The following is a 13,793-nucleotide window of genomic DNA, read 5'->3' as shown; positions in this document are numbered from 1 at the left end:
TGTAGATTAGTTGAAAGGCTAAAATGAATCAGTGGGTAGCATATTTTATAGGAGGGTTGAAAATGACAGTTAGAAAAAGATTTTCTCAAAAAGTGATTGCAATTGTTCTTGCCATGCTGTTAGGTATAGTGTTGTCTTTGTTGTCATACACAACTGTTGCAAATGCGGCAGAGACAGGTCGTCAGAAAATTGACATTGGAAGTGGCTGGAAGTTCCAAAAATCCAGCGTTAGTAATGCACAGAACACAAATTTCGATGATTCCCGCTGGGAGGACGTGAACATTCCGCATACATGGAATGCAGAGGATGGAGCGGATGGCGGCAGCTATTACAGAGGTGATGGATGGTATCGCAAGAAACTTGGCTGGGATTCTGCATACAACAACAAAAGGATCTACATAGAGTTCCTTGGCGTTAACATGCAGTCAGATGTGTATGTAAATGGTGATAAAGTAGGCACACATAAGGGCGGTTATACTGCATTCCGATATGATATTACTGAGCATATGAAACCGGATAAGGACAATGTCCTTGCGGTAAAAGTAAATAATGAAAAAGTGAAAGATATTGCACCGCTTTCGGCTGACTTTACATTTTATGGCGGAATTTACAGAGATGTATCTCTGGTATTAACAGAAGATGTTCATGTAAACACGATGGACTATGCTTCTTCGGGATTAAAACTGACAACTGGCAATGTCTCGAAATCCAGCGCAAATCTAAGTGTAAAATCCACGATTGTCAACAATTCCAGTCAGATAAAAACAGTTAAGGTAAAAGCTGTTTTGAGAGAGCCGGAGATGTTTGAGGAAGTCGATGGGATTGAACCCCTGTTTGATGTAGCGTCTATGACAGGTACGGAGACTATTGCGACTGTAGAACAGGAGTTTCGTATTGATGCTGGAAAGGAACAGGAGTTTTCCAAAGACATTATAGTTAAAGATCCGAGGCTGTGGAATGGTAAAGAGGACCCATACCGCTATCAGGTAGATCTGACCGTTATAGTAGATGGAAAAGAGGTAGACAGCCTTACAGACTATGTAGGATTCCGCTTCTTTAAAGTGGATTATGATAAAGGGTTCTTCCTGAATGGTGAATCCTATCCTCTGCGTGGTGTTTGCCGCCATCAGGATAAAGATGGTAAGGGCAATGCACTTTTAAAAGAAGATCATGATACGGACTTCGCTATGATTTATGAGATAGGCGCTAACACTATCCGTCTCGCTCACTATCCGCATGATCCATATTTTTATGAATTATGTGACAAGTATGGCATTGTAGTCTGGGCGGAAATTCCTTTCGTTAATGAAATTGGGGGAAGTGGTAGTTACAGTAATCCTGATAGTGATAGAGAAAGTTTCTTTGATGTGACAAAGCAGCAGATGGTGGAAATGATTCGTCAGAACATCAACCGTCCATCTATCTGCTTTTGGGGTCTGCAAAATGAAGTAAGAGTAGGATCTAAAGACTCGGAGGAAGATAAGGTTATGCAATCCTTCATGAATGAACTGAATGAACTTGCCAAGAAGGAAGATACATCAGGGCGTCTCACGGTACAGGCAACAGATAAAAATCAGGCGGAAAAATGGCCGAGTGATCTTCAGGCATGGAACCGTTATCCCGGCTGGTATTTTGGGACAAATGAACAGTTGGGCAGCACCTATGACGATCTGCACAAATCTGAACCAACACGTCCGATGGGTGTTTCTGAATATGGTATTGGTTCCAACATTAATCATCACACGGAAAATCCTACCAAGAATGCCGGGAGTTTCCAGTCTGAGGAATACCAGATGGAATCTAATGAGAAATTCCTTAGGGATATCAATGCACGTGAATATCTATGGGGAACCTACTATTGGAATATGTTTGACTTTGGGTCAGACGGCCGTAACGAGGGTGGTCTGCAGGGTATTAATACTAAGGGTATGGTAACCTTTGACCGTGAGACAAAGAAGGACGTTTTTTATCTGTACAAGGCTGATTGGAGTAATGACCCCGTTGCTTATATTACCAGCCGAAGATTTACTAAGAGAGAAAAGGCATCTATTCAGGTGAAAGTATACTCCAACTGTGACAGCGCAACCTTGTATATGAATGGTGAAGAAATTGGAACGCTGACACAGGAGCAGCTGACTCAGACAAATGTATTCGTCTGGGAGAATGTTATCCTGAACAAGAGCGAAAATGTTGCTTACCTTGTAGCGAATAAGGGCGATGAGATCTATACAGATACCGTGACGTGGTTACGTGCCAAGAGTGATGCGACAGATATACAGTCAGATGTACTGCGTATCAATGCCAATAATAAGACGATCCAGCTACCGCAGACATTGGATGCAAGTACGATCAGGGAAGTGATTTCATCAGATGTAAATGCAGCGATAGGCGTTTATAAATATATGGATGGAATGCTTATTTATCAGGAATCAGGTGATGTAGAAGCGGGTATGATACTGGCTGCTATGTCTGAAGATGAGTCAAACACGGACTTTTATACTTTCATTCCCCAGAGTCTGGCACTTCATAAAACGGTGACGGCAAGTTCAGAAGAGAATAAGCCAGGTGCAGTCAATCTTATGAATCATGCAGTGGATGGAAAAGACGATACCCGATGGGCGGCAAATTCTTCTAACTATCCACAGACATATACGATTGACCTTGGTGCTAAGACAGATATGCGTATGATTGGTATTTCCTGGTTTACAAACAGTGGAAGCAGACAATATAAGTATAAAATTTATGTCAGCGATAATAAAGATTCAGGCTATACAGAGATTATTGACCGCAGTAATAACAGTGTTACAGGCTATGTCCCGGACAGTGTAAATGTTTCTGGCCGCTATGTAAAGATTGAAGTGACCGGATCAAACAATGGCGGAAATGCTTCTATACATGAGATTGATATATTTGGATCTGACTATCCAGATCTCAACCAGATCTCCAGTAAGAGTTTTGAAGCAGAGAAAGCAGCGCTTGGCGGATCCTGCAGTATAAGCACTGGTTCGTCCTGTTCTGGTGGCCAGTACGTAGGAAATATCGGCAATGGAAGCGGCAATAAGCTTACATTTAATGTTAATGCAGCATTAGCAGGAAGCACCACGATGGAGATTTACTACATTACCCAGAGCGATCGTAATTTTGAAGTTACTGTCAATGATGGTCCCATACAGCAGGTTTCCTGCCCGGGCAATAATACAGACTGGACAACAACTATTAAAAAAGTATCTCTGTCCGTGGATTTGAAGGCGGGAGACAACACCATCGTTGTTGGAAATACATCTGCTTACGCACCGAATCTGGATCGTATTATAGTGGGTAGCTATAATATGGACATAAAGCCGCCGAATAATAAAGATGAACCAGATGATAATCCGGGTGAAGGCATGATCATGCACAAGATTGAGGGAGAGTCCGGAACATTTGCAGGAGGTGCAAAAGAATATAAAGTAGAGCAGCAAGGGCAAACATTTATTTATGCAATTATTAAGAATGATGGGGATAAAGTTGACGGGACAGCGACCTATGAGGTGATCTGTAAAAATGCAGGAAAACGTAAACTGAGAATATATTATTGTTCACAGTTTGGCAGCAAGTTAAAAGTTAGTGTGAATGGTGTAGTTGTACAGGTGCTGGATGTACCGCTTACCGGAGCATATTTTGATATCGGTGAGGATCCTATAAGACTGGATATTCCATTGCAGGCCGGCATAAATGAAATTGTTTTCGCCGGAGTAGAAGGAAGTGAGTATGCACCGTATGTTGACTTCTTTAATGTCGAACTGACGCAGTCAGAAGCAGAAGAGACAGGAAATATCTTGCCAACAAATCCTGATGTTGAGTCGGCAAAAGAAGCTCTTAATGCAGTGATCAAAGCAATCAAAGATGGAGGGTATACAGATGAGGACTACACACCAGACAGTTGGGCAGCTTTAGAAGCAGCCGTCAATGAAGGAAAGGCTGTGGCAGAAAATAAGGATGCAACACAACAGGAAGTGAATGATGCAATAGCAGCGATTAAAGCTGCGGTAGAAGCACTTGTGGCAGCAGAGCCGGAAGTTGTTGTTGACAGGAAGGCGCTGAAAGATGCAATTGCGCGTTCTAATACTATCTCTGAGGAAGAACTAAAGCAGTATACGGACGAAAGTGTAAGAGCCTTTAAGCGTGTACTGGCAGCTGCAGTTAGCCTATCGGAAAAAGCCGGACAGAAAGAAGCAGATGCGGCAGCAGCAGCATTGCAGGCAGCAATCAAAGGTCTCGTTAAAAAGCCGGTATCGCCGTCTGTTGTACAGAAAGATATATCAAAACTATCAATTGACAATATGAAGGCACAAACCCATACAGGATCTGTATTAAAACCGTTAGTGGCGATAAAAGATGGCAGTAAAGTACTGAAGCAGGATGTGGATTACACCGTTTATTATAAGAATAACAAAAATCCAGGGACGGCCCAGATCATCATCACTGGTCGGGGCAGCTATAAGGGAAGCGTAACAAAGACTTTTGTGATTACGGCGAAAAAAGGAAAAACGTATACAGTCGGAAATTATAAATACAAAGTATTGAGTGCATCCACCAGGAGCGGAACGGTGAGCCTTACAAAACCGGTGAAAAATATACTCAAGACAGTCAAGGTTTCGGATACGGTTAAGATCGGTAACTACAAATATAAAATAACTGAAATTGGCAAGAATGCATTTAAGGGTAATAAGAAGCTTAAAACAGTAACCATTGGCAAGAATGTAAAGAAGATTGGTTCATCGGCATTCTATAACGCTAAGCTGCTGAAAAAAATAACGGTAAACTCCAAGGTGATCAAGAGTGTCGGTAAAAATGCATTGAAAGGTATCAATGGAAAAGCAGTCATCAAGGTTCCGAAATCCAAACTGAAATCATACCAGAGCAGATTTGCGAAGAAAGGCCAGAAGGAAACAGTGGTTATTAAAAAGTAACCGTAAATTAAGCTATATTAGGGGGAAGAAATATGCAGTTAAAAAAGATTATATCCAGAACACTGGCATTTGTGTTGGCGGTTGGAGTAATCATTACCGGACTTCCGGGTGCCCAGTGGGACTTTTCGCCAATGATAGTAAAAGCGGCGGGAAATGTAACAAGAGATAATGATCCGTGGACTATAGACACGTTACCACCGCTCACTCCGGTAAAAGATGCAAGTGTAAACAAAAAAGAAAAGTTTACTCATCAGGAGTGGATGGGAACAGAGTATACGGATAAGTTTGGTAAGCAGGTAAAAGGAGCTGATGTTTATGGCATAAATGTGCAGTCTGCAACAGCAGGTTCTACGACATCAGTACCATATCATTCTGTTGAGGCTGCGATAGCAGGAGCCAGAGACTATGATAGAGATGCTTCAGACTATGTACAGTTTTTGACTGGTACAGAGGAAAATGACTGGGATCTTGTGGTTCTGCAGAACCAGGATCAGGCACAGGGAAACGATTACGAGAACTTTTATAAGGAGGATTACACGGTAAATACTGAAAAGGACTGGAAAAAAAATCTGATCCTCCCCTACAGCTGGACCTATTATGGATTTGACTTCTCTATTTACACAAATACAGACATGCCCTTTCAGACGGATTATGACAAAAATGTCAAAGTTCCATTAGCGCCGACAAATTACAATCCGGTAGGTTTGTACAGAAAAACGTTTGATCTGAATGATACAATGCTTGCAGACAATGGAAGGGTTTATATTTCTTTCCAGGGAGTAGAAGCAGCATACTATGTATATTTGAATGGGCAGGAAGTTGGTTACAGTGAGGATTCCTACAGCCCGCACAGCTTTGATATCACAGATTATCTCACAAACGATGGAAAAGAAAATCTGCTAGCAGTAAAAGTTCATAAATTCTGTGATGGAACTTGGTTCGAGGATCAGGATATGATATATGACGGTGGTATTTTCCGTGATATTTATTTATATTCTACCCCATTAGTACATATCAATGATTATTTTGTACGTACAGATCTAACTGACAATTATACAAATGCAAATCTGGAACTGGATGTTACATTGGGTAACAGCAGTGACACAAAGGTTACCGATTATGCAGTGGATGTACAGCTGTTTGATGCAGACGGATCACCGTTTATGCAGGACTTTACTATTTCCTTTGATGGAATTAATGCTGCAAGCCCTGACGGAACGAAAACAACTCTCACGAAGTCTGAAATAAAGACGATTTATGAGCCGAAGCTCTGGTCTTGTGAGAATCCGAATCTGTATACAATGGTTTTAACACTATATAACAGGAAGACAGGTAATTATATCGAGAGTATTTCACAGCAGCTGGGATTCCGTGAGATTGAATTTACAAGAGCAACGGTAGACGACAATGGTAAGCTGAATATAGACCGGAAGGATTTTCAGCAAATGCTGATTAATGGAAAGCCATTCTATCTAAAAGGGGTGAACCGTCATGATACGGATCCGGTTTATGGCAAACATGTTCCCCAGGATGTGATGTGGGAAGATATTTCACTTATGAAGAAGTTTAATGTAAATGCAATCCGTACCGGACACTATAGCAATGATGAATATCTTTATTATTTGTGTGACAAATATGGTCTTTATGTAATGGCTGAGACTAATATTGAAGCCCATGACCTTATGAATGACCCGGCAACAAAAATTTCGGAAACAAATAAAGGAAATGGAGAAGCCCAGAAACTGTTCAAGAAAATGGTTATGGATCGTACCATTACTGCATTTAATCGTTTGAAGAACAGGTCATCCGTTCTGTTCTGGTCTATTGGTAATGAGAATTACTATAAAACGGATTCCAAAAATTATGCAGATGGCATGTTTTATGATTTAATCTGGTATTTTAAAAATAATGATCTAACAAGACCGGTTCATAACGAGAGTTGTTTTGATGAAAATGGTGTGGATATCTACGGCACCATGTATAAACGTGTCTGGGAAGTGTTTGATAAGGCTAAGGATGGAAACATGTTCCCGTATATCCAATGTGAGTATAACCATGCCATGGGGAATGCAGTTGGTAACATAAAAGAATATTGGGATGCTTTTCGAAGCGCTCCTAACCTCCTTGGTGGATTTATATGGGATTGGGTAGATCAGTCAAGATTCATCAGTCTTCCAGTTCAGTATACAGTAAAGGATTCAAGCAAAAATGCACTGGAAGGCAAGTTAAATGCATTAAAAATTAATTCGAATCCGGGGACCTCCGTTTCGTCAAAAAGTGTGACAGGATACACTCTTATGCCAAACAGTTCTGTTTACAGTGATGCATTGTCCGGAAGCAACAAATCCTTTACCATGGAGGTGATTTGTAAGCCGACAAGCAATGACGCAAATCAGGTGTTAATGGCAAGAGGAGATAAGCAGTTAGCCCTTAAGATTAATAAGGATAATACAAAACTGGAATTCTTTGCTTATAACGGTAATTGGAATGAAGTGCTGGTGGACACACCGGATAACTGGTTGAATAACTGGCATCAGGTTGCAATAACCTATGACAAAGGTAATGTGATTTTCTATTGTGACGGTAATGAAATAGGTAAAGGCACAACAAATGCACAGATTAACGATGGTGACTATGGTTTGGCAATTGGTTATGCACCGGATAAGGATTCTTCTTACGATTTTGACGGAGAGATAGCAGCAGCACGCGTATACAACAGAGCACTTTCCGCAGATGAAATCAAAAAGCAAAACAGCAATGATCCGACAATTATAGCTAATTCTGATGACGTAGTTGCTTGGATTGATTATTCTTCAGTGGAGACTGACACATCAGGTGTTTATAATCCATATACTGAGGAAAATGCTCATACAAACCTATACAAAGAAGTGGCTGAAACATCTTATTTCGGTTACGGAGGTGACTGGGGTGACAAGCCCAATAAAGGTTCTTTCTGTGTAAATGGTTTACTATCTCCGGACAGAGATCCCCAGCCTGAACTTTATGAAGTTAAGTATCAGTATCAGAATTTCTGGTTCACATCTACAGATACAAAGCTTAAGGATGGTATCGTAGAACTTTATAATGAATCAAGCTTTGCTAACCTGAACGAATATGATCTTGTATGGAGCCTGATGGAAGACGATGAGGAAATTGGAACCGGTACGATGACTGTAGATGTGGCAGGCAGAGAGAACATGGACATTACGATACCGTACCTGGAAGATCTTCCGTCCGTTAAGAAAGCGGGAGCAGAGTATTATCTAAATTTGTCTGTGCGTCTGAAAACTGATACAGAGTGGGCATTTACAGGTTATGAAATTGCACATGAACAGTTACAGATTCCGGTTACTGTACAGAGGGCAGTAAAGAAAATTTCTACAGAAGAGGTAAAGATAGACCAGTCAGGAACTGACGAAATTACAGTAACTGGAAAGGAATTCAGCTTTAAGTTAGATAAAAAAACCGGCATTATGGAAAGTTATACCTACAAGGGTGAGTTATTGTTAGATCAGGGACCACGACCGAACTTCTGGCGGGCGCTGACCAACAATGACAAAAATGATATTGGAGATTGGCGGAAAGCAGACGATAAGATTACTCTAAGCGAAGTAACAGTAACAAAGAACGGCGACGGTCAGCAGGTGATTACTACGAATCTTACGTTTGACAACATAGCAAATCTAAAAGAAACAGTAATATATACGATTGATGGCAGCGGTGCAGTTACGATAACTTCCACAGTGGATGCAACAATGACAAACCAGAAGAGATTTAAACGTTTTGGTGCAAATCTTATTTTGCCCGAAGGTTATGAAGATGTAACTTACTATGGTAATGGATTTGATAACAAGGCTATTGAAACAATGTATGACAGAAAATCAGGTGCAACAATCGGTAAATATGCCACTACAGCTTCTGAACTGTTTTATCCGTATGTTGAGACACAGGATACCGGCACATTAACAGATACGAAGTGGTTCACAGTTACTGACAGTACAAGAGAATATGCGATGGTATTCGCTGCAGCAAATACGGTAGAAGCAACTGCCCTTCATTTCACCCCGGATGATATGACCGATGCAAAACATCCATATGAACTGACGAAACGCAAAGAAACCATTGTTTCCATTAACTTTGGTTCGGAGGGAACCGGAAATGCCAGCTGTGGCGGTGACACTCATGATGAATATAAGTATAAAACCGATAGTACCTATACTTATGAATATACGATGATTCCTTATGAGAGAACTGCAAGCGAGAATTTGACAGAATTGACAAGACCATATCGAGATGTAGTTGCGGGAACGGTTCTGCAGGCAGATGGAGATGGAATACTGGGTGGTCAGGCAGCAGAAAATTTTGCGCCTGGTCAGGGATATGTGGGGTGGATTGGTCATGGTAATGATGCAACAGGTGAGGAAGGTACCGTTACTTTTGAGTTCACAGCCGACGTGGCAGCAACCTGGAACCTGGACATTTATTATCTGAGCAAAGCAAATAGCAGCGGTGCAGTAGGAGTAAATATCCGAGATTTTGTTATCACTATAAACGGTGATACCGGCAATGCAGTCAGAGTAACCTGTCCGGAGGGAAATAGCTGGAATAACCCAGGTGCAGCTTCGGTAATTACTGCCCCAAAAGTATTTTTTAACAAGGGAAAAAATACACTGGTATTTGGAAATCCTGACGCCAATGCTCCATCACTTGTTAAGATTGTATTGACAAGGACGGATTACACAGGGGCATCAGAGGTAGAGGATTTGATCATGAGCCAGCTTGATACTGTTGACGATTATGAGCAGCTTAGTATCGTTCAGGAGATCCGTGGGAAGTATGACGCGCTGACAGAGGAAGAGAAGAAGCTGGTTTCTGAGGAAGCATACAAGATGCTTCTTGACGCAGAAGCCTTTATGCAGGGATTCCTGGATCAGGAAGCTGCAGATACAGTAGTGAAAGCAATAGAAGCAATTGGAGAAGAGATTACAGAGGAGAAAGAGGCAGAAATAACTGCTGCACGTGCTGCATATGAGAAACTGACTGATGCGCAGAAGCTGCTGGTTAAGCCAGAAGCCCTGAAGAAGCTGACTGATGCAGAAGCGAGACTGGAAGAGTTTAAGAATCCGGGATCGGAAGTTGCTGTTATGAAGTTGTTAAATGAAGTAATAGAGCAAGCCAATGCTATCTCTGCTGAAGCATTGAAGCAGTATACAGACGAAAGTGTAAGAACCTTTAAAAATGCACTGGCAGCGGCAGCTGTCCTGTCGGAAAAAGCCAGCCAGAAAGAAGTGGATGCGGCAGCAGCGGCGTTGAAGGCAGCAATCCAAGGTCTTACCAGGAAGCCGGTAACACCGTCTGTTGTACAGAAAGAATTATCAAAACTGACAATTGGAAGCATTAAGGCACAAACGCATAGCGGCGCTGCATTAAAACCGTTAGTAACGATAAAGGATGGAAGTAAAGTACTGAAGCAGGATGTGGATTATACCGTTTATTATAAGAATAACAAAAATCCAGGAACTGCCCAGATCATTATCACCGGAAGGGCCAGTTATAAGGGAAGTGTTACGAAGACTTTTGTAATTCTGGCGAAAAAAGGAAGAACTTATACAGTTGGAAATTACAAATACAAATTATTGAGTGCATCCACCAAGATCAGAACGGTGAGCCTTAGCAGACCGCTTAAGAATACACTCAAAACGGTCAAGGTTCCAGATTCGGTAAAGATCGGTAACTACAAATATAAAGTAACCGAAATTGGCAAGAATGCATTTAAGGGCAGTAAGAAGCTTAAAACAGTAACCATCGGCAAGAATGTGAAAAAGATTGGTTCATCGGCATTTTATAACGCAAAATTGCTGAAAAAAATAACGGTAAACTCCAAGGTGATCAAGGGTGTTGGTAAAAACGCATTAAAAGGTATTAATGGAAAAGCGATTATCAAGGTTCCAAAATCCAAACTGAAATCATATCGGAAAATATTTATTAAAAAGGGCCAGAAGAATACTGTAACTATTAAATAGTAAGGGGTGGGAGAGAAAAATGGCAGTAAGAAAAAGAATAACTCCCAAATTGCTTGCATTTGTTTTTGCCATACTGTTAGGTACAATGCTGGCGATATTGTCAGATGCTGCGGTTGCACAAGCAGTAACTGCAGTATCCCCAGGGGATCTTAATGAGAGTGATCCCAATGAACCCATCAGTGCCAGAAAAGCTTATGACAATTTCCTGGAAATGTTTTATTATGAAGAATTCAATGGACTGGGAAGGGTGAGAAACCGTAAATCGGCAGGTAGATATAATGATTTCTGGAAGAGTGCCGAGATGTTCGAAACAATGGTTGACGCATATGAACGTTTTGGTGATCAGAAATATGAGGATGTAATGAGCCGGTATTTTGATGGATTTATAGACATGAAAGGCAGGAACTGGGCAGGCAATAGCTATAACGACGATATTATGTGGATGGTTATCGGTTCCGCAAGGGCATATCTTCTGACTGGGGAAGAAAAATATCTGGATGTTGCGCTTGAAAACTTTTCTTTGTGCTATAATCGTTCGGCAGACGATACTTTAGGCGGCGGTATTTGGTGGACTACAGACAAAGGACAAAAAAATGCCTGCGTAAATGGTCCGGGAGCTATCGCAGCCTGTCTGTTGGCAGAAGCTACCGGACTAACGGAATACTACGACAAAGCCATCTTCATGATCGATTGGGTAAGCGATCATCTGATTGGAGATGATGGTGCTGTATTAGACAATATGGATAAGGATGGCAAGGTAACTGGTTGGAAATTCACTTATAATCAGGGTACCTTTATCGGAGCGAATACCATGCTGTATGAATATACCGGAGACGTCAAATATCTGGAGCGTGCTAAAAAGGCAGCAGCGTATACAGCAGCAAAAATGGGAGATGAGATCAAGGGCAATGTAATGAGCAGAGAATCCAGTAAAGGTGATGCAGATTCGTTAGCATTCAAAGGTATACTGGGGCGTTGGCTGGGTTATCTGGCAAGAGAAACAGGTATTACAGCATATGATTCCTGGATGCAGGATAATGCATTATCCACATGGAGGAAACGTAACAGCGATGGCTTGATGTGGACAGATTTCACGGAACAGACGGCTGAAAATATTCAAGAGTATCAAGCTAAAACAATAATAAACGATAAAGGTCAAGAAGAACTGGAAAAAATAGACGGCATAAGGAACCATACAGCATGGGGCTGCTCCGCAGCAGTTGCATGGATCCTGAATGCATCTGCAGAAACAGTTAGAACGATCCCTGATCCGGATATGTTTACCGTGGAAGCGGAGGCCGGGCTGCTTTCGGGAAGCGCTGTGCCGTCATACTCCGAGGATTGCTCTGGCGGGCAGTTTGTCGGAAATATGGGTGGAGCGGAAAACGGAACTGTGATCCTGACGATGAGCTCCGATTCGGCACGTACAATTGCGATGAGAATCTATTATGTAGCCGATGATTCTGGGTATATGCAGGTTTCTGCAAACGGAACGAAGGCTACGGTAAGCTGTAAAGGATCAAATGAGACGAAAACGAACGCTGCTCCGGCAATTGTGGAAGTAAAGCTGGAGGTTGGAGTAAATACCATTGTTCTTGGAGGGATAAATGGTGCGGATGCACCGAATATCGACTATGTACAGTTTTATTTGACCGGGTCTGAGGCGCAGAAAACCGTAATAAACCTGATTGATCGGCTTCCGGATGCTGACGCAGTAACTGAAAATGATGAGCTTCGTGCGAATGCAGTATATGCAGCCTATGATTCTCTACCAGATAAGACAACGGTTACAAATGTAAGTAAGCTGAATGAAGTGATACAGGCAATTGCAAAGCTGGGTTCAGGAGAAGATTCTTCTAAAGAGATGGAAGAGGCAATATTAGCCCTGCAGAATGTTATTATAGAGGTAAATGGATTGACAGAGGAGGATTACACAGCAGACAGCTGGGCTGCTTTAAGAACTGCACTGACAGCGGCACACACGGCAGTAATTAATGTAAATGCAACAAAGGAACAGTTAGAGTCAGCAAGGATTGCACTGGCAGACGCAAGGAATGCATTGGTGCCTGTAAAGCCGCCGGCAGAGCCGTTAACACCGCCGATTGTACAGAAAGAAATATCAAAATTGTCCATTAGCAGCATGAAAGCACAAACCCATACCGGATGTGTTTTAAAACCATCCGTTACGATAAAAGATGGAAGTAAAGTTCTGAAACAAGATGTGGATTACTCTGTTTTTTATAAGAATAATAAATACCCCGGTATTGCTCAGCTTACCATCACCGGACGGGGCAGCTATAAGGGAAGCGTCACGAAGAGTTTTGTAATTGTTGCGAAAAAAGGAAGAACTTATATAGTCGGAAATTACAAATTCAAAGTATTGAACGCATCCATCAGGAGCGGAACTGTGAGCCTTACCAAACCAGTGAAGAATACATTGAAAACAGTTAAGGTTTTGGATACAGTCAAGGTTGGTAACTACAAATATAAAGTAACTGAAATTGGTAAGTATGCATTTAAGGGCAATAAGAAGCTTAAAACAGTGACGATCGGCAAGAATGTAAAAAAGATTGGAACTGGGGCATTTTATAATGATAAGGAACTGAAAAAAATAACCATTTATTCCAAAGTGATAAAGAGTGTCGGAAAAAACGCATTGAAAGGCATCTATGGCAAGGCGGTTATCATGGTTCCAAGATCAAAACTTAAATCATACAAAAGCAAGTTCATGAAAAAAGGCCAGAAGAGTTCAACGCTCTTATCATGATGGTATCAAAATTGTATAAAATTCACAAAGAAATGTATATAATTAAGCTGT

Annotated in this window: 3 protein-coding genes; all 3 read left to right on the top strand. The window is 41.5% G+C overall.

Translation table 11 applies throughout. The annotated features are described in order from the left end of the window. Positions 1–62: 62 nt before the first annotated feature. Genes CD03_RS35660 through CD03_RS35655 form a run of 3 tightly spaced genes read left to right on the top strand, consistent with a single transcriptional unit; the run spans position 63 to position 13,742 of the window. On the top strand, positions 63–4,952 hold the full coding sequence (locus CD03_RS35660; protein ID WP_052377623.1) for a glycoside hydrolase family 2: 4,890 nt from the start codon (positions 63–65) through the stop codon (positions 4,950–4,952). Between the two features lie 32 nt (positions 4,953–4,984). Then, entirely contained in the window at positions 4,985–10,975 is a 5,991-nt protein-coding gene (locus tag CD03_RS32060; RefSeq protein ID WP_052377622.1) for a glycoside hydrolase family 2 TIM barrel-domain containing protein, read from the top strand. Positions 10,976–10,994: 19 nt separating this feature from the next. After that, positions 10,995–13,742 (top strand): glycoside hydrolase family 76 protein, encoded by a 2,748-nt coding sequence (locus CD03_RS35655; protein WP_027292190.1) that lies wholly within the window; start codon positions 10,995–10,997, stop codon positions 13,740–13,742. Positions 13,743–13,793: the final 51 nt, after the last annotated feature.

Origin of the sequence: Robinsoniella sp. KNHs210, assembly GCF_000686105.1 — a bacterium.
Classification (GTDB): domain Bacteria; phylum Bacillota; class Clostridia; order Lachnospirales; family Lachnospiraceae; genus Robinsoniella; species Robinsoniella peoriensis.
This window is presented reverse-complemented; position numbering and strand designations above follow the sequence as displayed.

What these genes read in the sequence shown, in the direction of transcription:
- CD03_RS35660 (WP_052377623.1), top strand. Translation starts at nt 63, where the DNA reads ATGACAGTTAGAAAAAGATTTTCTCAAAAAGTGATTGCAATTGTTCTT.
- CD03_RS32060 (WP_052377622.1), top strand. Translation starts at nt 4,985, where the DNA reads ATGCAGTTAAAAAAGATTATATCCAGAACACTGGCATTTGTGTTGGCG.
- CD03_RS35655 (WP_027292190.1), top strand. Translation starts at nt 10,995, where the DNA reads ATGGCAGTAAGAAAAAGAATAACTCCCAAATTGCTTGCATTTGTTTTT.